A 21,891-nucleotide genomic window follows, 5' to 3' on the forward strand; every position below is an offset into this window, starting at 1 on the left:
ACCCGCCGCGGGCCGGGCTCCCGAGGGGAGTCCGGCCCGGCATGAGTGCCCTGGTGACCTACGACGCCTTGCGGGCGGTGGTCTTCTTGGCGGTGGTCTTGCGCGCCGTCGACTTCTTGGCCGGGGCCTTCTTGGCGGTGGCCTTCTTCGCCGGGGCCTTCTTCGCCGTGGTCTTCTTGGCGGCGGCCTTCGTCGCGGTGACCTTCTTGGCGGCGGCCGTGGTCTTCTTGGCCGTCGTCTTCTTCGCGGTGACCTTCTTCGCGGCGGCCTTCGTCGCGGTGACCTTCTTGGCGGCGGCCGTGGTCTTCTTGGCCGTCGTCTTCTTCGCCGCGGCCTTGGTGACCTTCTTCGCAGCGGCCTTCTTGACCGTTGCGGCGGCACCGCCGGTCAGGCTGCCCTTGGGCGCCTTCTTGACCGAGACCTCACCGCCGCGCGGGAGCTTCTTCGAGCCGCTCACCAGGTCCTTGAAGCCCTGACCGGCGCGGAAGCGCGGCACCGAGGTCTTCTTGACCCGAACCCGCTCGCCGGTCTGGGGGTTACGGGCGTAACGAGCGGGGCGGTCCACCTTCTCGAAGGACCCGAAGCCGGTGACCGAGACCCGCTCGCCCGCGACGACCGCGCGGACGATGGCGTCCAGGACATGATCGACAGCTTCGGCGGCCTGCTGGCGGCCACCCACCTTGTCGGCAATCGCTTCTACGAGCTGCGCCTTGTTCACGTCTTCCCCTTCGGAGACATCGCCAGAACGAAAGTGTTCAAGCTTTTTCGCACGTTAGGCAGATATATACCGCAAATCAAACACGAAACGGGCTTATCACCCTTGTGCCGCAACGGACTCGGCCGTCTCGGACTGTTCAGCGGTCCTCTTCGGGGATCCGACCCTCGTCGAGGTCCGTCATGAACCGGTCGAGCCGCCTTGCCGCGTCGGCGAGATCGTGCTTGGCCGCGGCCGTAATGACCAGCAGCTTCCGGGTCAGCGCCATCCGTACGCCCTCCGGGACTTGCAGTGCGCGCACTCTTGTGTGCGCTTCCTTCAGTTGGTCCGCGACCGCCGCATAGAGCTCGAGTTGGCCGTCGTGTTCCATGCACAGATTGTGCCATCTGGGGCGAGTTGTCGCCTGCGCAGGGTGTAACTGCCGCCCCAAACGGCCTTCCGGGCACTTGCGGAAGTCGCGTTCACGGCACTCGCGTACCCCGGCAACAGCCTTCGTAACGTGGGGAGTTGAGGCGACCTGCAAGAACGCCCGCGCTCGTTCGGGGGCAGACATGGCCGTACCCCCGATCGGGCGCGATCGGGGGTACGGAGGGGGCGTTGCGGTGGCCGAATCCTGACGTGTTCGGCCGCCCGGGATCAGCTCTGGAGCGTGCTCGGCTTGTAGGCGGGCCGCTTGCCCTCGTAGGCGGCGATGTCCGCCTCGTTCTGGAGGGTGATGGAGATGTCGTCCAGCCCGTTCAGCAGCCGCCAGCGGGAGTTCTCGTCCAGCTCGAAGGAGGCGGTGATGCCCTCGGCGCGCACCTCACGGGCCTCGAGGTCCACCGTGACCTCGGCCGTCGGGTCCTGCTCGGTCAGCTCCCACAGCGCGTCCACGACCTTCTGGTCGAGCACGACCGTGAGCAGGCCGTTCTTCAGCGAGTTGCCCCGGAAGATGTCCGCGAAGCGGGAGGAGATCACGGCCTGGAAGCCGTAGTTCTGCAGCGCCCAGACGGCGTGCTCGCGGGAGGAGCCGGTGCCGAAGTCGGGGCCGGCGACCAGGACGGTGGCGCCCTGGCGCTCGGGCCGGTTGAGGACGAAGGACTCGTCCTTGCGCCAGGCCTCGAACAACCCGTCCTCGAACCCGTCCCGGGTCACCTTCTTGAGCCAGTGAGCAGGGATGATCTGGTCGGTGTCGACGTTGCTGCGGCGCAGCGGGACGGCCCGGCCGGTGTGAGTGGTGAAGGCTTCCATGATTCTCAGACTCCAGCGGGCGTACGGGTGTCGGCGTCGGACAGGTCTGCGGGGGACGCGAGGTGGCCCAGGACCGCGGTAGCGGCCGCGACCTGCGGCGACACCAGGTGGGTGCGGCCGCCCTTGCCCTGCCGGCCCTCGAAGTTGCGGTTGGAGGTGGAGGCGGAGCGCTCGCCGGGGGCCAGCTGGTCGGGGTTCATGCCCAGGCACATCGAGCAGCCCGCGTGCCGCCATTCGGCGCCGGCCTCCTTGAAGACCACGTCCAGGCCCTCGGAGACGGCCTGCAGACCCACCCGCGCGGAGCCGGGGACGACCAGCATCCGTACGCCGTCGGCGACTTTGCGGCTCTGGAGGATCTCGGCGGCGGCGCGCAGGTCCTCGATGCGGCCGTTCGTGCAGGAACCTACGAAGACGGTGTCCACCTTGATGGAACGCAGGCTCTGCCCGGCCTCCAACCCCATGTACTCCAGGGCCTTTTCGGCGGCGAGGCGCTCCGAAGCGTCTTCGTACGAAGCCGGATCGGGGACGGACGCCGAAAGCGGCGCACCCTGGCCGGGGTTGGTGCCCCAGGTGACGAACGGCGACAGCAACGCGGCGTCGATGTGGACCTCGGCGTCGAAGACCGCGTCCTCGTCCGTCCTCAGGGTCTTCCAGTACGCGACGGCGGCGTCCCAGTCCTCGCCCTCGGGAGCGTGGGCGCGGCCCTTGAGGTACGCGAACGTGGTCTCGTCGGGGGCGATCATGCCCGCGCGGGCGCCGGCCTCGATCGACATGTTGCAGATGGTCATGCGGGCCTCCATCGAGAGCTTCTCGATGGCGGAGCCGCGGTACTCCAGGATGTAGCCCTGGCCGCCGCCGGTGCCGATCTTGGCGATGATCGCCAGGATCAGGTCCTTGGCGGTGACACCGTCGGGCAGCTTGCCGTCGACGGTGATCGCCATGGTCTTCGGGCGGGCCAGCGGCAGCGTCTGGGTGGCCAGCACATGCTCCACCTGGGAGGTGCCGATACCGAACGCCAGCGCGCCGAAGGCACCGTGCGTGGAGGTGTGGGAGTCACCGCAGACGACGGTCGTACCGGGCTGCGTCAGGCCGAGCTGCGGGCCGACGACGTGTACGACGCCCTGCTCGACGTCGCCCAGCGGGTGCAGGCGCACACCGAACTCGGCGCAGTTCTTGCGCAGGGTCTCCAGCTGGACGCGGGAGACGGGGTCGGCGATGGGCTTGTCGATGTCGAGGGTCGGGGTGTTGTGGTCCTCGGTCGCGATGGTGAGGTCGAGCCGACGCACCTGCCTGCCGTTCTTGCGCAGACCGTCGAAGGCCTGCGGGCTGGTCACCTCGTGCAGCAGGTGCAGATCGATGTAGAGGAGGTCGGGCTCGCCCTCGGCGCGCCGGACGACGTGGTCGTCCCAGACCTTCTCCGCGAGTGTCCTACCCATCGCTTTCCCTCCGGCCGGCAAAGGTCCACCGGCTCAACTAGAGATCTTGAGGAAGCGGCGCCCGCGCCCCTGATGTCGTGATTCTGGGCGTCCACCGCCAGGCCCGTTGGTCTGCGGGCCGCTGTGTGATTCCAGAGTGGCGCGTTCTACGGAAAATTGAACTTGCGTTTCACAGAGTGAGACGTGAGTATCGTTGCATGGACAACAGTAGCGGCGTCGGCGTTCTGGACAAGGCGGCCCTCGTCCTGAGCGCTCTGGAGTCCGGTCCGGCCACCCTCGCGGGTCTGGTCGGAGCCACCGGACTGGCACGACCCACGGCCCACCGCCTGGCCGTGGCCCTGGAACACCACCGCATGGTGGCACGCGACATGCAGGGCCGGTTCATCCTCGGCCCGCGCCTTGCGGAACTCGCGGCGGCCGCCGGCGAGGACCGCCTCCTCGCCACGGCGGGCCCCGTGCTCACCCACCTGCGCGATGTCACCGGCGAGAGCGCGCAGCTCTACCGACGCCAGGGCGACATGCGGATCTGCGTGGCCGCGGCGGAACGCCTGTCCGGCCTTCGGGACACCGTCCCGGTCGGTTCCACGCTGACCATGAAGGCGGGCTCCTCGGCACAGATCCTGATGGCCTGGGAGGAGCCGGAGCGCCTGCACCGCGGTCTGCAGGGCGCCCGCTTCACGGCGACGGCCCTGTCGGGCGTACGGCGGCGCGGCTGGGCCCAGTCGATCGGCGAGCGCGAGCCGGGCGTGGCGTCCGTCTCCGCGCCCGTGCGCGGCCCGTCCAACCGCGTGGTGGCCGCCGTGTCCGTCTCCGGCCCCATCGAGCGCCTGACCCGCCACCCGGGCCGCATGCACGCCCAGGCCGTCATCGACGCGGCCGGCCGCCTGTCGGAGGCTCTGCGCCGCTCGGGCTGAGCCCTGCCCCCGGAACACCGGACGCACGCCGAGGAGGGCCGCCTCAACGCCGCGGCAGGCCCTCCTCGTCCCCCGTACCCCCGGTCAGCAGGTCTTTTCCGTCAGCCGGCCTGCTCCGCCACGGGCTCCTTCTCCGAGGCCACCGGCGCCTTCTGCGACCGGTGGGCGAACCGGTCCTTGGCGTACCGGCCGCGCTCCTCCAGCGGCACCTGCCCATGCGCGGCCGCGAGGCCGAACGCCGGCATGTCCGCGTAGATCGCCTCGTACGACCCCTCGGGCACGATGTACGCCTCGTGCCAGAGGCCCACGCGTCCGACCGTCTTCCCGGCCCGCTCCTTGCGGTTCAGGATCGCCCAGGCCTTGTGGTGCAAGGCGTCGGGCGCGGTCGTGTAGGCGTAGAGCTTCTCCTTGGACTCCCAGTACTGCACGACGTAGTACGTGCGCGGCGACGCCGTCAGCAGGACGTGGCTGCGCAGCCCGCGCCCGGGGTCCCGTTTCAGCTCCCGCAGCATGCGGAGCATCGCCAGCATCACCGGCAGCCACTGGTGCACCGCCCAGAAGCGGTTGATCCGCATGCCGATCAGCAGGACCACGACGTCACCCGTGGCATCGGCGGTGGTACGACTCCGGGCGATCCGGCTGCGAAGCATGCTTCCCCCATCGGTGAGCGCCACTATCCAATCCGCGATGTTTAGATAGTGCCGTTATCCAAGAAGGAGCGCAAGGGATGCGGCTTGCCGAGCTGAGCAGACGCAGCGGTGTGTCCACCGCAACGATCAAGTACTACCTGCGCGAAGGGCTGTTGCCTCCGGGGCGCGAGATCAACACGACGACTGCGGAGTACGACGAGGAGCATCTGCGCCGGCTGCGGCTGGTGCGCGCGATGATCCAGGTAGGCAAGGTGCCCGTGGCCACGGTCCGCGAGGTGCTCCGGCACATCGACGACTACGCGCTGGGCCGCCCGGTCCGGCTGGGCGCGGCGCTGTGGGCCCTGCCGCAGGTGCCGGAGCCGGACGAGGAGGACGAGTACGTCCGGGCCGCACACCGGGAGGCCGACGCCCTGCTGGAGACCCTGGGCTGGACGAACGCCCAGATGCTCACGACCCTCTCGCCCGCGTACCGCTCCCTGGTGGTGGCGGTGGCCGCGTTGCGCCGGCTCGGCTACGACTGGGACGCCGAACTGCTGGTGGAGCACGGGAAGTTGATGCACGAGGTCGCGAAACTCGACGTGGACTTCGTGGAGGCCCAGCCGTCGGCGGCGGAGCAGGTGGAGACGGCGGTGCTCGGCACCGTACTGACCGAGCCGATGCTGCAGGCGCTGCGCCGGCTGGCCCAGGAGGAGGAGATGGGCCGGCGGCACCCCATCGAGTAGGGCCGGGAACGCCGAAGGCCCTCCACCGAGGTGGAGGGCCTTCGAACGGTGTACCCCCGACCGGATTCGAACCGGCGCTACCGCCTTGAGAGGGCGGCGTGCTAGGCCGCTACACAACGGGGGCCTGGACACTGCGTTTCCGCAGGCCCGAGCTGGTCTACCTGGACTCGAACCAAGACTAACTGAACCAGAATCAGTCGTGCTGCCAATTACACCATAGACCAATGATGGTTTAGACCAGTCAGTACCCCCGACCGGATTCGAACCGGCGCTACCGCCTTGAGAGGGCGGCGTGCTAGGCCGCTACACAACGGGGGCCCTAGCGATCCCGACAAGATCAGGATCAGTACCCCCGACCGGATTCGAACCGGCGCTACTGCCTTGAGAGGGCAGCGTGCTAGGCCGCTACACAACGGGGGCTTTGCAGATAAGCTCTGCGAGCTGGCCTACCTGGACTCGAACCAAGACTAACTGAACCAGAATCAGTCGTGCTGCCAATTACACCATAGGCCACTGGAACTCAAGCCCCTGCGGGGTTCTCGTTCTAGTTCGCTCCTCCGGTTCCTGGCCTTTCGGCCCGCTCCCCGGCGGCGCAGGAAGAACATTACCCGAAGGTGGACGGGGCTCCAAAACGGGTATCCGGACGGACGATCGCGGGGAGTTCGGCGAGGGTCGAGATCCGGTGCGCGGCCACGGTGTCGGGGTCCTGCGCGTACGGCCCGCCGCGGTCGATCCACACCGACAGCAGACCCGCCTCGGCCGCGCCCCGCCCGTCGATCTCCGGGTGATCACCGACGTACGCCACCTGGTGCGGGGGCAGCCCCAACGCCTCGCAGGCCGCCAGGAAGGCTCCGGCCTGCGGCTTGGAGACGCCCAGCTCGGCGGCGCACAGCACGCTCTCGAACCGGTCGCGCAGGCCGAGGGTGCGCAGCTTGTGTTCCTGGACCGTGACGCTGGAGTTGGACAGCACCGCGTGCCGGTGGCTGGCCGCGAGGGCGTCCAGGGCGGGCAGCACGTCCGGGAACAGGCTCCAGGCCGCCTCGTAGTGAGCGATGTAACGCCGGAACCAGGCATCCGCCTCGGCGTCGGTCAGCTCCTGGTCGAGGAAGACGCGTACGCGGTCGCGCCGCTGCCCCTCGAAGGAGGTCTCCCCGGCCGAGAAACGTGCCCAGTGCCGGTCGGTGATCTCGCGCCACCGCCCGAGGGCCTGCTGCGGGCTGTCGTACCCGCCGAGCAGCCCCTCCGCGGCGAGATGGGCACGTATGCCCTCGCGGTCCGCGGTCGTGTAGTCGAAAAGGGTGTCGTCCACGTCCCAGACCACGGCTCTGATCGTCATGACACCGACGGTACCGCCGGACGGCTGACGGGCTCCGGCGACATCCCCCGCTCCGGGGACGTCCCCCGAAGGACGCAGCGTCGAGACGGTGTCGACGTCCCGGGTACGCCGAAGGGGCGGCACGCCGGTGTCCCGGGTGCCGCCCCTTCGCGGGTGTGACGTCGCTTACGCCGCGAGCCTGGCCAGGGCCGCGTCGATGCGGGCCAGGGCCTTCTCCTTGCCGAGGACCTCCAGGGACTCGAACAGGGGCAGGCCGACCGTGCGGCCGGTGACGGCCACGCGGACCGGCGCCTGCGCCTTGCCGAGCTTGAGGCCGTGGGCCTCGCCGGCGGCCAGGACGGCCTCCTTGAGGGACTCGGCCGAGGTCCAGTCGGCCGTGTCCAGCTTCTCGCGGGCCGTGCGGAGCAGGGAGTCCGAGCCCTCCTTCATCGCCTTCGTCCAGCTCGCCTCGTCGAAGGCCGGCTCGGCGAGGAAGAGGAAGTCCACGTTGTCGGTGATCTCCGACAGGACCTTCAGGCGGGTCTGCGCGTGCGGGGCGATCGCCTGCCACTTGGCCTCGTCGAAGTCCTCCGGCGCCCAGGGGGCGAACGGGGCCTTCAGCCACGCGCGGCAGCGCTCGGTGAACTCCTTCGCGTCGAGCATGCGGATGTGGTCGGCGTTGATCGCCTCGCACTTCTTCAGGTCGAAGCGCGCCGGGTTGGGGTTCACGTCGGCGATGTCGAAGGCCGCGACCATCTCGTCGATGGCGAAGATATCCTTGTCGGCCGAGAGCGACCAGCCGAGCAGCGAGAGGTAGTTGAGCAGGCCCTCGGGCAGGAAGCCCTGCTCGCGGTAGAGGTTGAGGGACGCCTGCGGGTCGCGCTTGGAGAGCTTCTTGTTGCCCTCGCCCATGACGTACGGCAGGTGGCCGAAGGCCGGGGTCTGCTTGGCGATGCCCAGCTCGATCAGCGCCTTGTACAGGGCGATCTGCCGCGGGGTGGAGGAGAGCAGGTCCTCGCCGCGCAGGACGTGGGTGATCTCCATCAGGGCGTCGTCGACCGGGTTGACGAGCGTGTACAGCGGGGCGCCGTTGGCACGGACGATGCCGTAGTCCGGGACGTTCTCCGGGGTGAAGGTCAGCTCGCCGCGGACCAGGTCCGTGAAGGTGATCGTCTCGTCGGGCATCCGGAAGCGGACGATCGGGGTGCGGCCCTGGGCCTTGTACTCCTCGACCTGCCCGGCGGTGAGGTCGCGGCAGTGGCCGTCGTAGCCGGAGGGCTTGCCGGCGGCGCGGGCGGCCTCGCGGCGGGTGTCCAGCTCCTCCTGGGAGCAGTAGCAGTGGTAGGCGTGGCCGGCGTCGAGCAGCTTCTGGGCGACGTCCTTGTAGAGGTCCATGCGCTGCGACTGGCGGTACGGCGCGTGCGGGCCGCCGACCTCGGGGCCCTCGTCCCAGTCGAAGCCCAGCCAGCGCATCGCGTCGAGCAGCTGGTCGTACGACTCCTCCGAGTCACGGGCCGCGTCGGTGTCCTCGATGCGGAAGACCAGGGTGCCCTGGTGGTGCCGCGCGAACGCCCAGTTGAACAGGGCGGTGCGGACCAGGCCCACGTGGGGGTTACCGGTGGGCGAGGGGCAGAAACGGACGCGTACGGGGGAACCGGATGCGCTAGCCACGCTTGACAACCTTGTTGGTGAGAGTGCCGATGCCTTCGATGGTGACGGCGACCTCGTCGCCGACGTTCAGGGGGCCGACCCCTGCGGGGGTGCCGGTGAGGATGACGTCGCCGGGGAGCAGGGTCATGGCCTCGGAGATGTTGACGACCAGGTCCTCGATGGAGTGGATCATCTCGCTCGTGCGGCCCAGCTGACGCTGGTCGCCGTTGACGGTGAGCTGGACGGTCAGGTCGTTGGCGCGGGCGAGGTCGAGGTCGGTCTCGACCCAGGGGCCCAGCGGGCAGGAGGTGTCGAAGCCCTTGGCCCGGGCCCACTGCTTCTCGCGCTTCTGCACATCGCGGGCGGTGACGTCGTTGGCGCAGGTGTAACCGAAGATCACGTCCTTGACGCGCTCGCGCGGGACCTCGCGGCACATCCGGCCGATGACGACGGCCAGCTCGGCCTCGTGGTGCAGTTCCTGCGAGAACGGCGGGTACTGGATCTCGTCGCCGGGGCCGATCACCGAGGTGGACGGCTTGAAGAAGGCGAACGGGGCGTCGGGCACCTCGTTGCCCAGCTCCTTGGCGTGCTCGCCGTAGTTGCGGCCGAACGCCACGACCTTGCTGGGGAGCACCGGTGGGAGCAGCCTGACCTTGCTCACCGGCACCTTCGTCCCGGACAGCTCGAAGTCCGCGAACGGGATGCCCTTGATGATGTCCAGGACGAGTTCGTCCTGCTTGTCGCCCTCGACCGCGCCGAAGGCGACGTTCCCGTCGATGGAGAACCTGGCGATGCGCACGGGATCCTTGCGCCCCTCACTGAGAACCGGCGTACTGACGCCTCAGGTTAACCGGTCGGGCCGCCCGGCGTTCGGGCAGCGCAGCGGCCGTGCCGGTGATTTCCGGGAGCGGGAAACCGCCGGAGCGGTTTTTTTGAATTCCGGAGTTTCGGCGTTCGGGAATCGCATGAAAAAGCCGAGCGCGGCCCGGAGGGCCCTCGCGGATGCGAGATCTCCGGGCCGCGCTCGGCGAACGCGGTGACCGCACCGTGCGGGCGCGGCGCCCCTCGGCTACTCGCCGGCCAGGGCCGCCACGGCGACGGGTGCGTCCATCAGGATCGTGCGCCGGGGGTTGGCGGTCTGCGCAGGATAGGGGGGAACCTGCGCCGGTCACTCCAGACCACCGGAGGGCGTATTCAGGACGCTCTCCAGTACGCCGACACCGTGTCTCTCCGTTCAACCGGAGGGGTGCCTGGTCCAGAGGTTGCGACGCTAGTGCAGGGACGTTTCAAGAGGGATGGCAGCGCTTCGGCGGAGCCGGAGCCGCACGGCGGGACCGACCGCGGTTCCTCGCCCCAGCACGCCCAGAATCCGGGTCAGGGCCCGGCCCCGTCCGCAGACGGCGGCGGGCGCCCCGGCGCCTCCTCCCCCACCAACACCCCGATGGCCGACGGCTCCCCCGCCCCGGCCGTCAAGCCCCCCCAGGGCCCGTCGGGCCCCGGTTCGCGCGTGGCCCTGCGCAACTGGCGCATCTCCACGCGTCTGGTCTCGCTGCTCGCACTCCCCGTGGTCGCCGCGACCTCGCTGGGTGCGTTGCGCATCGACCAGAACATCACGGACATCCAGCAGCTCGACAACATGAAGCTGCTGACGGACATGACCAAGCAGGCCACCGAGCTGGCCATGGCGCTCCAGGACGAGCGCGACCAGTCCGCCGGTCCGCTGGCCCACGGCCTGGCGCCGACCGACTACCAGGTCAAGGCGTACCAGGACAAGACCGACCGCGCCCGCGAGAACTTCCTCGACGCCTCCGAGCAGATCGACTCGGCGAGCAAGGACGGCAATCTCCAGGGTGTCCGCGACACCCTCGTGAGCCTCGCCAACCAGCTGGACGACCTGGCCAAGATCCGCAAGACCGCCTATCAGTCGAAGGACAACTCGACGCAGACGGTCGAGTCGTACCACCGGCTGATCACCCAGCTGATCGACCTCTCCCAGTCGATGGCCGAGGCGTCCAGCAACCCGGAGATGATCACGCGCACCCGCGCCCTGGCGGCCTTCTCGACCGCCAAGGAGTACGCCTCCGTGCAGCGTGCCGTCATCGCCGCGGCCCTGACCTCCAGCAACACCTCCAAGGGCAAGCTCTCCGAGAACGACCGCCTCTACGGTGCGTCGGCGTACGAGAGCGAAGGCTCCGAGATCTCGATCTTCCGGAAGATCTACAGCGCCCAGAACCCGGACGAACTCCTCAAGCCGATCGAGGAGAACAACCCGACCATCCAGGCCGCGGACCTGTACGCCAAGCGCACCTTCGAGTCCCGTGACGGTCTCGACGGTCTTCCGGCCCGCTCCTACAAGGACTGGGTGGACGACAGCTCGACCAAGATCGAGCAGATGAAGAAGATCGAGCACACGCTGCTCGAGGACATGGAGCAGAAGGCCCGCGAGCTGCGCAGCGCCTCCGAGCGCGACGCGATCATCTCCGGTGCGCTGATCCTGCTCGTGCTCGGCATCTCGCTCGTCGGCGCCTTCGTCGTGGCCCGGTCCATGATCCGCTCGCTGCGCCGCCTGCAGGAGACCGCGACCAAGGTCGCCCAGGACCGTCTGCCCGAGCTGGTCAAGCAGCTGTCGGAGTCCGACCCGCAGGACGTGGACACGTCCGTGGAGTCGGTCGGTGTGCACTCCCGGGACGAGATCGGCCAGGTGGCCGCGGCCTTCGACGACGTGCACCGCGAGGCGGTCCGCCTCGCCGCCGAGCAGGCCCTTCTCCGGGGCAACGTCAACGCGATGTTCACCAACCTCTCGCGCCGCTCCCAGGGTCTGATCCAGCGCCAGCTGTCGCTCATCTCCGAACTGGAGTCCCGCGAGGCCGACCCGGACCAGCTGTCCTCCCTGTTCAAGCTCGACCACCTCGCGACGCGTATGCGCCGTAACGGTGAGAACCTCCTCGTCCTCGCGGGTGAAGAGCCCGGCCGCCGCTGGACCCGCCCGGTCCCGCTGGTCGACGTGCTCCGCGCCGCCGCGTCCGAGGTGGAGCAGTACGAGCGCATCGAGCTGGCCGCGGTCCCGACGACCGAGGTCGCCGGCCGCGTCGTCAACGACCTCGTGCACCTGCTCGCCGAGCTGCTGGAGAACGCGACCTCGTTCTCCTCGCCGCAGACCAAGGTCAAGGTCACCGGTCACGCGCTGCCCGACGGCCGCGTGCTGATCGAGATCCACGACACCGGCATCGGCCTCTCCCCCGAGGACCTGGCGGCGATCAACGAGCGGCTCGCCTCGCCGCCCACCGTGGACGTCTCGGTCTCCCGCCGCATGGGTCTGTTCGTGGTCGGTCGTCTGTCCCAGCGTCACGGCATCCGCATCCAGCTGCGCCCGTCCGACTCCGGCGGTACGACCGCGCTGGTCATGCTGCCCGTCGACGTCGCCCAGGGCGGCAAGAAGCCCGCTCCGGGCAAGCCCGGCGCCCCGGCGCCGACCGGCGGTCCGGCCGCCGCGCAGGCCGCAGCCGGTGTGGCCGCCGCCCGTCGCAACAACGGCGGCAACGGCCAGGGCGGTGCCCTCGGCGGTGCCCCGACCGGCGGTGGACGCCTCGGTGCCGGTCCCGGTCCGCGTGGCCAGGTCGGCTCCGCCCAGGGTCCCCGGGCCGCGCTGCCCGGCGCCGGCCAGGGCGGCCGTCCGGGTGCGCCCGGCGCGGCGCGTGGCCCGCAGGGTCCGGGTGCCGCTCCGCAGGGCCGTCAGGCTCCCGCCGGCGCGGGCGGCTTCGGCGGCGGTCAGACCCCGGGTGCCCCGCAGGGCCTGCAGGCCGCGAATCCGGGCGGATCGCAGCAGGACGCCTTCGGCGGCCGCGGCCCCGTCCCGCAGCGTGGTGGCGCGGGCTCCGCCGACCAGGACCGTCAGCCCCAGCTGCCGCCGCGCGGCGGCCCGCGGGCCGAACTGCCCGGCGGCAACCCGTCCTCGCGCACCCCGGACTGGAGCAACAACGCCCAGGCCCCGGCGTCCCGTGCCTCGCTGGACATCCCGCGCGGCCACGACGAGCAGGACCCGTCGCAGACCGCGCGCATGCCGCGCATCGACGACCGGCAGGGCCCGGGCTCGACCTCCGAGATACCGGCGATACCGAGGTCCGACGCGCAGAACCCGGGCGCCACGGGCGAGTACCCCCGCCCGGACTTCGGCCTGGACGGCTCCACGGGTCAGTACCCGCGCCCGGACCTGAACGGTGCGGGCGGGTCCCAGAACACCGGTCAGTTCGCACGGCCCGGGGCCCAGCAGGGCAACGGCCAGTTCGCCCCGCAGGGCGGTGGCCAGGGCGGCCAGCAGGGCGGCAACAACCCGTACGTCCGCTCCGACGTCTTCGGCACCTCGACCCCCGGACAGCAGGACTCGCAGAGCACCGGTCAGTTCGCGGCCCCGCAGGCCTACGACGCCGGCTTCGACAACAGCTCCACCGGTCAGCACGCGCTGCCCGGCCGCCCGGGCCAGGGCCCGGCGAACACCGGCCGGTTCGAGCGCTCGCAGCCGGGCGGCCGCGGTGACGCGGGCGACCGGCGCCCGCAGGCCCCACAGCGTCCGGCCCGCCAGGAGCCCGAGGCCCTGCCTCCGGCCTCCGGCCCGGGCGACGGCCGTACCCCGCTGTACGACACGCTGGAGACCAACTGGTTCCACGGCGGCCAGCAGGGACAGCCGGACAACACCCCGGCCCCGGCCCCGGCCCCGCAGCAGCAGCCGGCTCCTGCTCCGCAGCGTCCGGCTTCCGCCACCGGCTCCTGGCGCACCTCGCCCAACGACGAATACGTCCGGCAGGCGGAGCGCGTACGGCAGCCTGCGGCGGGCGGTGTCACCACCTCCGGCCTGCCGCGCCGGGTGCCCCGGGCCAACCTCGTGCCGGGCACGGCTCAGCAGCAACAGCACCAAGCCGGTCCGCAGGTCTCGCGTGCGCCTGACGACGTACGCGGCCGGCTGACCAATCTCCGTCGGGGCATCGCGCAGGGTCGCCAGGCCGGTAACGGCCAGACCGGCAGCTTCCCGAGCCCCACTCACCAGCAGGAGCGTTAGTTGAGTCCGATGAGCCAGGCGGCACAGAACCTGAACTGGTTGATCACCAACTTCGTGGACAACACCCCCGGGGTGTCGCACACGGTGGTGGTCTCCGCCGACGGCCTTCTGCTGGCGATGTCCGAAGGTTTCCCGCGGGACCGCGCCGACCAGCTGGCGGCCGTCGCGTCCGGGCTGACCTCCCTGACGGCCGGGGCGTCCCGGATCTTCGAGGGCGGCACCGTGGCACAGACGGTCGTCGAGATGGAACGCGGGTTCCTTTTCCTGATGTCCGTCTCGGACGGCTCGTCCCTCGCGGTCCTCGCCCACCCCGAGTGCGACATCGGTCTCGTCGGCTACGAGATGGCGCTGCTCGTCGACCGCGCGGGTGCGGTCCTCACCCCGGACCTGCGCGCCGAACTGCAAGGCAGTCTGCTCCACTGACCCGCCCCGGCACCACCCATCACACGAAAACACCGTCCGGCCGCCACAATCCCCCCACCGGCCCCGTCAGACGGCACGACTGACCGACTTGCTGTCCCGCCCGGAGGATTCATGACCCCGCCCACCGCCTCTCATGATCCGTACGCGGAGCCGTACGGGGACGAGGGCGACCAGCCGCTGGTACGTCCGTACGCCATGACCGGTGGCCGGACGCGGCCGCGCTATCAGCTCGCCATCGAGGCGCTGATCAGCACCACGGCCGACCCGGCAGCACTCATGGGACTGCTCCCGGAGCACCAGCGCATCTGCCACCTGTGCCGCGAGGTCAAGTCGGTCGCGGAGGTCTCCGCGCTGCTGGCCATGCCGCTCGGCGTGGCCCGGATCCTGGTGGCCGACCTCGCCGAGGCCGGCCTGGTCGCCATTCACCAGCCGGGCGGCGACGAGAACAACGGCGGCGCTCCGGACGTGACGCTGCTCGAAAGGGTGCTCAGTGGACTTCGCAAGCTCTGACGCGGGCCGGGCCACCACCTCGGCGAAGATCGTGGTGGCGGGCGGCTTCGGCGTGGGCAAGACCACGTTCGTCGGCGCCGTCTCGGAGATCAACCCGCTGCGCACAGAGGCCGTCATGACGTCCGCGTCGGCCGGCATCGACGACCTCACCCACACCGGGGACAAGACGACCACCACGGTCGCCATGGACTTCGGCCGTATCACCCTCGACCAGGACCTGATCCTGTACCTCTTCGGTACGCCCGGTCAGGACCGCTTCTGGTTCATGTGGGACGACCTGGTGCGCGGCGCCATCGGCGCGGTGGTGCTCGTGGACACCCGGCGCCTGGCCGACTGCTTCCCCGCGGTCGACTACTTCGAGAACAGCGGCCTGCCCTTCGTCATCGCCCTCAACGGCTTCGACGGCCAGCAGCCCTACACCCCCGACGAGGTGCGCGAGGCGCTGCAGATCGGCCCCGACGCCCCGATCATCACGACCGACGCCCGCCATCGTGCCGATGCCAAGAGTGCGCTGATCACGCTGGTGGAACACGCCCTGATGGCACGGCTGAGGTAGCACTCAAGTACGACGGGCCACAGGGCAGTTGTCGTATCGAGATCGGAGCCGACTGTGGCCTTTGACACGGTCGGCTCCGGTGTTCATAACAGTTCGGCAGAGGAATCGTCCGGTATCACCACGCGACGCGGTCGAACGGTGCCGCTGTGCTCACAAACGCCCCGCCTTTTGGCGGGGCTCGCTCTTTATGACCGTTTTATCTGGTGCTTACAACGGCACCACCGGGGGGTTTCCACTGTTTGGAAGTGCGCTGGTCCACGTGCTGGAATGCCTGAACTGCCCATTAGTCAAAGACGTACTCACTGGTCGATGACGAACCGGGCTCTGAGAGACTGCGGCACGAGGTAGGTGCCGACCGCCGAGAGGTTGTTGGTCGAGTGAGGCGAAGCAAGAACGGTCCCGAGCCGTCGGCGCGGGGCAACTTCACCCCGCCGCCGCGCGCTGCGGCGCCCACCCCTGTGCCCGGATCGGAGCCGGTGGCCACTCCCGCGTCCAGCGGCGGCCGTTTCTCCCCACGCAACTGGCGCGTGCCGACCAGGCTGAACGCGATTCTGCTCATACCCGTGGGTGTCGGCCTGGTCATGGGCGGCTTCCAGGTGAAGAGCTCGATCGACACCTGGCAGCAGGCCCGGGACGCGGAGAACACCGCCCGCCTGGTGCGCGCCGCCCTCGGCTACGCCGACGCCCTCGAGAACGAGCGTGACGTCACCGCGGCCCCTCTGCTGCTGAACAAGAAGGACGCCCCCAGCAAGCAGACCGTCGACTCGGCCCGCAAGGGCACCGACCAGGCCGCCGCCGTCTTCAACCAGGCCGCGCAGAACATGCCGCACAAGTCGGGCCTGGAGCGCCGGCTGAGGCTGTTCCGCAAGGCCGAGCCGGAGCTGGCTCAGCTGCGCCAGGTCGCGTACACCTCCAAGGTGCACGGCGTGCAGACCGAAGAGGGCTACGTCGACGTCAGCCACCCCCTGATGGAGTTCGCCAACGAGCTCGGTCTGGGCACCGGCAACATCACCTCCTACGGCCGTACCGTCTACGCCATCTCGCTGACCAAGGCGGCGCTGTCGCTGGAGCGGTCCATCGGTACGCACCTGCTGGTCAAGCCCGGTCCGGACGACCCGAACCTGGCGACCCAGCGGGTCTCCCTGTCCTCGTACGCCTACCTGGAGCGGATCGCCCGGGAGGAGTACATCGGCGGTGGCACCGACGCGGACGCGCAGAAGCTGAGCGACGCGGAAACGAAGATCAAGTCGGACGCCGCAGCGATGGCCGAGCAGGCCAAGGGCGCGAACCCGAATTACGTTCCCCCGCCGTCCAACCCGACCAAGCTGGTCGGTGCGCTCGCCACCATGAAGGACACCAGCACGCTCACCCGTCAGCAGCTGGCGGCGGGCGGCATCACGTCCCAGAACTGGTGGGCGGTCAACACCCTCAAGTACAAGGCCTACCGCCAGATCGAGTCCGACCTCGCCGACAAGGCGGTGAGCGAGGCCTCGGACATCGCCGACAACGCCAAGACCTCGGCGATCACCACCGGTGCCGTGGTCGTGGTGGCTCTGCTCCTCGCGTTCATCCTGGCCGGTGCCGTGGCCCGCCAGATGAGCCGCTCGATGCGCCAGCTGCGCAACGCCGCCTTCGGCATCGCCGAGCAGCGTCTGCCGATGCTGGTCGACCAGCTCTCGCGCACCGACCCCGGCCGGGTCGACACCCGGGTCGCCCCGATCCCGATCCACACCAAGGACGAGATCGGCGAGGTCGCCCGCGCCTTCGACCAGGTCCACCGCGAGGCCGTCCGGCTCGCCTCCGAGCAGGCCCTGCTCCGTGGCAACATCAACGCGATCTTCACCAACCTCTCGCGCCGCAACCAGTCTCTGATCGAGGGCCAGCTGACCCTGATCACCGACCTGGAGAACAATGAGGCCGACCCGGACCAGCTGGAGAACCTCTTCCGCCTGGACCACCTCGCCACCCGTATGCGCCGCAACGGCGAGAACCTCCTGGTCCTCGCCGGCGAGGAGCCCGGCCGCCGCTGGGACCAGCCGGTCCCGCTGGTCGACGTCCTGCGCGCCGCTTCCTCCGAGGTGGAGCAGTACGAGCGCATCGAGCTGTCGGGTGTCCCGGAGGCCGAGATCCACGGCCGCGCCGTGACCGACCTCGTGCACCTGCTCGCCGAGCTCCTGGAGAACGCCACCACGTTCTCCTCCCCGCAGACCAAGGTCCGCGTCACCGCGACCCGTCTCCCCGACGGCCGCGTGATGATCGAGATCCACGACAAGGGCATCGGCCTGACCGCCGAGGACTTCGCGGACATCAACCACAAGCTGGCCAACCCGCCGACCGTGGACGCCGCGATCTCCCAGCGCATGGGCCTGTTCGTGGTCGGCCGGCTGTCCGACCGGCACGGCATCCGCGTCCAGCTGCGTCCGTCGGGCGAGCAGGCGGGCACGACCTCCCTGGTCATGCTGCCGGACGCCATCACGCACGGCGGTGGCGCCGACGCGCCGCTGGACCACGAGGAGTTCACGGTCTCCCAGATCATCCCGGACCAGCAGTTCCAGGGTGAGAGCTTCGGCCAGGTGGCGCCGCCCATGCGCACCGCCGCCGAGCTGGGCTTCGACGACAGCCGGTACTCCGAGGTGCCCGACGACATCCGCGGGCTGGACCCCGTCGGACGCTCGCTGGCCCGCGATTCGCGCCGCGCGGCCCTGGAGGCCCAGTCCCACGGTCAGCCGCAGCAGGAGAACGCCGAGCAGTCCGCGTTCCGTGACGACTTCGATGCCCCGCAGGGCTACGACGGCAGCCGCACGGGTTACACCGAGCAGCCGCAGCAGGCGTACCAGGAGCAGACGTACGAGGAGCAGCAGCGCCCCGCGTACGAGGAGTCGTACGGCGACCAGTACTACGCGCCGAACGGCGGGCTGCCGCAGAACGACGGTTTCGCCTCGACCGGCGGCTACCCCGACCCCGCGTATGCGGAGCCTGCTCAGGAGGAGCCGGCACCGGCGCACGCTTCGGCGAACGACGGCTTCGGCTCGTACGAGGCCCAGCCCTACCAGGACGACTGGCCCCAGCAGGACGGCTACCAGAACGGCTATCCGGCCCAGTACGCTCCGGAAACGGAATCGTCGCAGGCCGGTGACGCGAGTGAGCGGAACCGCGTAGGCTTCGACCGGCCGGGACCGGCCTCTCCCGCCGCCCACCAGCTGACCGACGCCGGGCTGCCCCGCCGGGGATCCACCGCGAGCGGATCCAACGGCTCGAGTGCCCCGAACGGCACTGCGCGCGTGCAACGGGAAACGCCGGCTCCCGCGCAGGGCAACATTCCGGCGGTCGGCGGCGACGGCGACTGGCGTTCGGCGAACGACGAGCGCTGGCAGCAGGCCTCCCAGCTCCGGAAGCCCAAGGCGGGCGGGGTCACCTCCTCCGGCCTGCCGCGGCGGGTACCCAAGGCCAACCTGGTCGAGGGCGCCGCCGAGAGCACCCCTCAGGGAGGCCCCCAGGTCTCCCGTGCCCCGGAGGACGTCCGGGGCAGGCTGAGCAACCTGCGTCGAGGCGTCCAGCGCGGACGTAGCGCAGGCAGTGAAACGAACGGCCAGGGCTTCGGTCCTGACAGCACCTACAACCAGGAGCGTTAGTGTGAGCCCGATGAGCCAGGCGGCACAGAACCTGAACTGGTTGATCACCAACTTCGTGGACAACACCCCGGGGGTGTCCCACACGGTGGTGGTCTCCGCCGACGGACTCCTTCTGGCGATGTCCGAAGGCTTCCCCCGCGACCGCGCCGACCAGCTCGCCGCCGTCGCATCCGGTCTGACGTCGCTGACGGCAGGCGCCTCCCGGATCTTCGAAGGGGGCGCCGTGAACCAGACGGTTGTGGAGATGGAGCGGGGATTCCTGTTCATCATGTCCGTATCCGACGGTTCGTCACTGGCGGTCCTGGCCCACCCGGAGGCGGACATCGGCCTCATCGGGTACGAGATGGCGCTTTTGGTGGACCGCGCGGGCACGGTTCTCACCCCGGATCTTCGTGCAGAACTCCAGGGAAGCCTTCTCAACTAATAGTCAGACGGTGCGTATTCGCGTCCCGTGGCCGTAAGGTTTCGGGACGCGGCTCCACACGGATGGGTGCCCGGCGCAGTCGGAGGAGGAGAGAGAGTGGCAACACCCCCAGGCGGTTCGTCTTCGGGCAACTGGTCGTACGGCCCTGCCCAGGGCCAGGGCGACGGATCGGCGAACCGGTACAACTTCCCCTCCGCCCCGAGCCACCGGCAGCCGTACGCTCCGCAGGGCCCCGGCCCTTCGCCGTACGACCAGCCGGCGGCGCCCCGTATCCAGCCGGTCCAGCCCCAGCGCCGCCCCGAGCCGGCGCCGGCGACGGCTTCCAACAACCCTCTGGTGCGTCCGTACGCCATGACCGGCGGCCGGACCCGCCCGCGCTACCAGCTCGCCATCGAGGCACTGGTGCACACCACCGCCGCTCCGCACCAGATGCAGGGCCAGCTGCCCGAGCATCAGCGGATCTGCAACCTGTGCCGGGAGATCAAGTCGGTCGCCGAGGTCTCGGCGCTGCTGACCATCCCCCTCGGCGTGGCCAGGATCCTCGTCGCCGACTTGGCGGAGGCGGGCCTGGTCGCCATCCATCAGCCCGGCGGCGACGAGAACGCCGGTGGCCAGCCAGACGTGACACTGCTCGAAAGGGTGCTCAGTGGACTTCGCAAGCTCTAGCGGCGGTCCTTCCCGCTCCACCACCTCCGCGAAGATTGTGGTGGCGGGCGGCTTCGGCGTGGGCAAGACCACGTTCGTCGGCGCCGTCTCGGAGATCAACCCGCTGCGCACAGAGGCCGTCATGACGTCCGCGTCGGCCGGCATCGACGACCTCACCCACACCGGGGACAAGACGACCACCACGGTCGCCATGGACTTCGGCCGTATCACCCTCGACCAGGACCTGATCCTGTACCTCTTCGGTACGCCCGGTCAGGACCGCTTCTGGTTCATGTGGGACGACCTGGTGCGCGGCGCCATCGGCGCGATCGTCCTGGTCGACACCCGCCGTCTCGCCGACTGCTTCCCCGCGGTCGACTACTTCGAGAACAGCGGCCTGCCCTTCGTCATCGCCCTCAACGGCTTCGACGGCAACCAGCCGTACAACCCCGACGAGGTCCGCGAGGCGCTGCAGATCGGCCCCGACACCCCGATCATCACGACCGACGCCCGCCACCGCGCGGACGCCAAGTCGGCGCTGATCACGCTGGTGGAACACGCCCTGATGGCGCGCCTGCGCTAGCGCTGCCGCTCCAGGACGCCTTCGAAGCCCCTGTATCTCCCCGCGGGAGAGACAGGGGCTTCGTGGTGCGTCACCGTCCGCGGCACGCGTCGTGGCCGGCCGCGCAGTTCCCCGCGCCCCTGCGCAGCGCGCCGTCCGCAGGGACACGCACCGTCCCCGGCGACACGCACCGTCCGCAGCAAGAAGGGCCCCTCCACGGTGGAGGGGCCCTTCAAGAACCAGTGGGCGGAGCGGCGCAGCCTAGCCGTGCCAGCTGTGCGGTGCGCGGAAGCCGGGCTCGCGCTCCAGGCGGCGCCAGCCGGCTTTTGCACGGCCTCGGTGCGTCTGGGCCGAGGGCTCGGACCGGGCAGCGGCACGGGCCAGGAGGACTGCCGTGATGGCGGCGACTTCCTCGGGCTCGGCGTGGCCCTTCTCGACGCGGATGTCAGGCGTGTTCATGGATGTCAGTCTCCGTGAGAGAGAGGTCCGCGGGGTTGCCGCGGCGGGTCCGCTCGGTTACTGCGGGGGGTTGCCGTGCTTGCGGGACGGCAGGTCGGCGTGCTTGGACTGCAGCATCGCCAGGGACTTGACCAGGACCTCGCGGGTTTCGGCCGGGTCGATGACGTCGTCCACCAGGCCGCGCTCCGCCGCGTAGTACGGGTGCATCAGCTCGGCCTTGTACTCCTTGACCATCTTCTGCCGCATGGCCTCGGGGTCCTCGGCACCGGCGATCTGCCGACGGAAGATGACGTTCGCGGCGCCCTCGGCGCCCATCACGGCGATCTCGTTGGTGGGCCAGGCGTAGGTGATGTCGGCGCCGATCGACTGGGAGTCCATGACGATGTAGGCACCTCCGTACGCCTTGCGCAGGATGAGCGAAATCCTCGGCACGGTCGCGTTGCAGTAGGCGTACAGCAGCTTCGCGCCGTGTCGGATGATTCCGCCGTGCTCCTGGTCCACACCGGGGAGGAACCCCGGTACGTCCAGGAAGGTCACGATCGGGACATTGAAAGCGTCACACATCTGAACAAAGCGCGCAGCTTTTTCACTGGCCTCGATGTCCAGGACACCGGCGAGGACCTGGGGCTGGTTGGCGATGATGCCGACCACCTGGCCGTCCAGGCGGGCCAGCGCGCAGATGATGTTCCGCGCCCAGCGCTCGTGGACCTCCAGGTACTCGCCGTCGTCGACGATCTCCTCGATGACCTTGACCATGTCGTACGGCCGGTTGCCGTCCGCCGGGACCAGGTCGAGCAGGACGTCGGAGCGGCGGTCCACCGGGTCGGTGCACTCCACCCGCGGGGGGTTCTCGCGGTTGTTCTGCGGGAGCAGGGAGAGGAGGTAGCGCACCTCGGCGATGCAGGTCTCCTCGTCGTCGTAGGCGAAGTGGCAGACACCGCTGGTCTCCGCGTGGACGTCCGCGCCGCCGAGGCCGTTCTGGGTGATCTCCTCGC

General features: G+C 69.8%; 20 protein-coding genes and 5 tRNA genes. 10 read left to right on the plus strand and 15 right to left on the minus strand.

Annotation, left to right across the window (positions count from 1 at the left end; translation table 11 throughout):
* Positions 1–58: 58 nt before the first annotated feature.
* The 4 genes from AB0H32_RS35440 to leuC form a co-directional block, all read right to left on the minus strand.
* The gene (locus AB0H32_RS35440; RefSeq protein WP_361129561.1) at positions 59–718 is read right to left on the minus strand and encodes an HU family DNA-binding protein; all 660 of its coding nucleotides are present in this window, start codon (positions 716–718) and stop codon (positions 59–61) included.
* Between the two features lie 136 nt (positions 719–854).
* Positions 855–1,085: a hypothetical protein gene (locus AB0H32_RS35445; RefSeq protein WP_361129564.1), complete on the minus strand. Its 231-nt coding sequence runs from the start codon at positions 1,083–1,085 to the stop codon at positions 855–857.
* 266 nt (positions 1,086–1,351) lie between these two features.
* Positions 1,352–1,945 (minus strand): 3-isopropylmalate dehydratase small subunit, encoded by a 594-nt coding sequence (gene leuD / locus AB0H32_RS35450; protein WP_361129566.1) that lies wholly within the window; start codon positions 1,943–1,945, stop codon positions 1,352–1,354.
* 5 nt (positions 1,946–1,950) lie between these two features.
* A complete protein-coding gene (leuC, locus tag AB0H32_RS35455) occupies positions 1,951–3,381 on the minus strand; it encodes a 3-isopropylmalate dehydratase large subunit (protein WP_361129568.1) in 1,431 nt (476 codons plus the stop codon).
* Between the two features lie 197 nt (positions 3,382–3,578).
* Between leuC and ndgR the strand changes: the two genes are divergently transcribed.
* Positions 3,579–4,295 (plus strand): IclR family transcriptional regulator NdgR, encoded by a 717-nt coding sequence (ndgR, locus tag AB0H32_RS35460; protein ID WP_145883474.1) that lies wholly within the window; start codon positions 3,579–3,581, stop codon positions 4,293–4,295.
* Positions 4,296–4,396: 101 nt separating this feature from the next.
* Here ndgR and AB0H32_RS35465 read toward each other — a convergent pair whose 3' ends face one another.
* Complete coding sequence (locus AB0H32_RS35465; RefSeq protein ID WP_361129571.1) at positions 4,397–4,945, minus strand: DUF4188 domain-containing protein; 549 nt, start codon at positions 4,943–4,945, stop codon at positions 4,397–4,399.
* Positions 4,946–5,022: 77 nt separating this feature from the next.
* Here AB0H32_RS35465 and AB0H32_RS35470 point away from each other — a divergent pair, with 77 nt between their 5' ends.
* Complete coding sequence (locus AB0H32_RS35470) at positions 5,023–5,667, plus strand: MerR family transcriptional regulator (RefSeq protein WP_361129574.1); 645 nt, start codon at positions 5,023–5,025, stop codon at positions 5,665–5,667.
* A 51-nt stretch (positions 5,668–5,718) separates the two neighbouring features.
* Here AB0H32_RS35470 and AB0H32_RS35475 read toward each other — a convergent pair.
* From AB0H32_RS35475 to AB0H32_RS35510, 8 genes are all read right to left on the minus strand, one after another.
* Positions 5,719–5,791 (minus strand) — tRNA-Glu (locus AB0H32_RS35475).
* A 28-nt stretch (positions 5,792–5,819) separates the two neighbouring features.
* Positions 5,820–5,891, minus strand: a tRNA-Gln gene (locus tag AB0H32_RS35480).
* Positions 5,892–5,912: 21 nt separating this feature from the next.
* Positions 5,913–5,985, minus strand: a tRNA-Glu gene (locus tag AB0H32_RS35485).
* A gap of 29 nt (positions 5,986–6,014) precedes the next feature.
* A tRNA-Glu gene (locus tag AB0H32_RS35490) sits at positions 6,015–6,087 on the minus strand.
* Between the two features lie 21 nt (positions 6,088–6,108).
* Positions 6,109–6,180 (minus strand) — tRNA-Gln (locus AB0H32_RS35495).
* A gap of 91 nt (positions 6,181–6,271) precedes the next feature.
* Positions 6,272–7,003, minus strand: coding sequence for an HAD family hydrolase (locus AB0H32_RS35500; protein WP_361129577.1), 732 nt, complete (start codon positions 7,001–7,003; stop codon positions 6,272–6,274).
* A gap of 165 nt (positions 7,004–7,168) precedes the next feature.
* Positions 7,169–8,653 (minus strand): glutamate--tRNA ligase, encoded by a 1,485-nt coding sequence (gene gltX / locus AB0H32_RS35505; protein WP_361129580.1) that lies wholly within the window; start codon positions 8,651–8,653, stop codon positions 7,169–7,171.
* Positions 8,646–9,431, minus strand: a complete 786-nt coding sequence (locus tag AB0H32_RS35510; RefSeq protein ID WP_361129583.1) for a fumarylacetoacetate hydrolase family protein — start codon at positions 9,429–9,431, stop codon at positions 8,646–8,648. Before AB0H32_RS35510 ends, gltX begins: the two co-directional genes overlap by 8 nt.
* 474 nt (positions 9,432–9,905) lie before the next feature.
* Between AB0H32_RS35510 and AB0H32_RS35515 the strand changes: the two genes are divergently transcribed.
* From AB0H32_RS35515 to AB0H32_RS35550, 8 genes are all read left to right on the plus strand, one after another.
* Positions 9,906–13,685, plus strand: a complete 3,780-nt coding sequence (locus tag AB0H32_RS35515; protein WP_361129586.1) for a nitrate- and nitrite sensing domain-containing protein — start codon at positions 9,906–9,908, stop codon at positions 13,683–13,685.
* Between the two features lie 9 nt (positions 13,686–13,694).
* Positions 13,695–14,108 (plus strand): roadblock/LC7 domain-containing protein, encoded by a 414-nt coding sequence (locus tag AB0H32_RS35520; RefSeq protein WP_023546525.1) that lies wholly within the window; start codon positions 13,695–13,697, stop codon positions 14,106–14,108.
* Between the two features lie 111 nt (positions 14,109–14,219).
* Positions 14,220–14,618, plus strand: a complete 399-nt coding sequence (locus AB0H32_RS35525) for a DUF742 domain-containing protein (protein WP_019058642.1) — start codon at positions 14,220–14,222, stop codon at positions 14,616–14,618.
* A complete protein-coding gene (locus AB0H32_RS35530; protein ID WP_067301226.1) occupies positions 14,599–15,174 on the plus strand; it encodes an ATP/GTP-binding protein in 576 nt (191 codons plus the stop codon). Before AB0H32_RS35525 ends, AB0H32_RS35530 begins: the two co-directional genes overlap by 20 nt.
* Before the next feature lie 377 nt (positions 15,175–15,551).
* Entirely contained in the window at positions 15,552–18,806 is a 3,255-nt protein-coding gene (locus tag AB0H32_RS35535) for a nitrate- and nitrite sensing domain-containing protein (RefSeq protein WP_361129590.1), read from the plus strand.
* A gap of 10 nt (positions 18,807–18,816) precedes the next feature.
* Complete coding sequence (locus AB0H32_RS35540) at positions 18,817–19,230, plus strand: roadblock/LC7 domain-containing protein (protein ID WP_003993185.1); 414 nt, start codon at positions 18,817–18,819, stop codon at positions 19,228–19,230.
* Positions 19,231–19,326: 96 nt separating this feature from the next.
* A complete protein-coding gene (locus AB0H32_RS35545) occupies positions 19,327–19,896 on the plus strand; it encodes a DUF742 domain-containing protein (protein ID WP_361129592.1) in 570 nt (189 codons plus the stop codon).
* On the plus strand, positions 19,877–20,458 hold the full coding sequence (locus AB0H32_RS35550; protein ID WP_026248371.1) for an ATP/GTP-binding protein: 582 nt from the start codon (positions 19,877–19,879) through the stop codon (positions 20,456–20,458). Before AB0H32_RS35545 ends, AB0H32_RS35550 begins: the two co-directional genes overlap by 20 nt.
* Positions 20,459–20,698: 240 nt before the next feature.
* On the opposite strand, the gene AB0H32_RS35555 is transcribed toward AB0H32_RS35550, so the two are convergent.
* Positions 20,699–20,896: an acyl-CoA carboxylase subunit epsilon gene (locus AB0H32_RS35555; protein ID WP_361129594.1), complete on the minus strand. Its 198-nt coding sequence runs from the start codon at positions 20,894–20,896 to the stop codon at positions 20,699–20,701.
* 57 nt (positions 20,897–20,953) lie between these two features.
* Positions 20,954–21,891, minus strand: a 938-nt coding sequence (locus tag AB0H32_RS35560; RefSeq protein WP_361129597.1) for a carboxyl transferase domain-containing protein, incomplete at its 5' end; no start/stop codon positions are given.

The sequence above is a fragment of the Streptomyces sp. NPDC020362 genome (genome assembly GCF_040642095.1).
Lineage (GTDB): Bacteria > Actinomycetota > Actinomycetes > Streptomycetales > Streptomycetaceae > Streptomyces.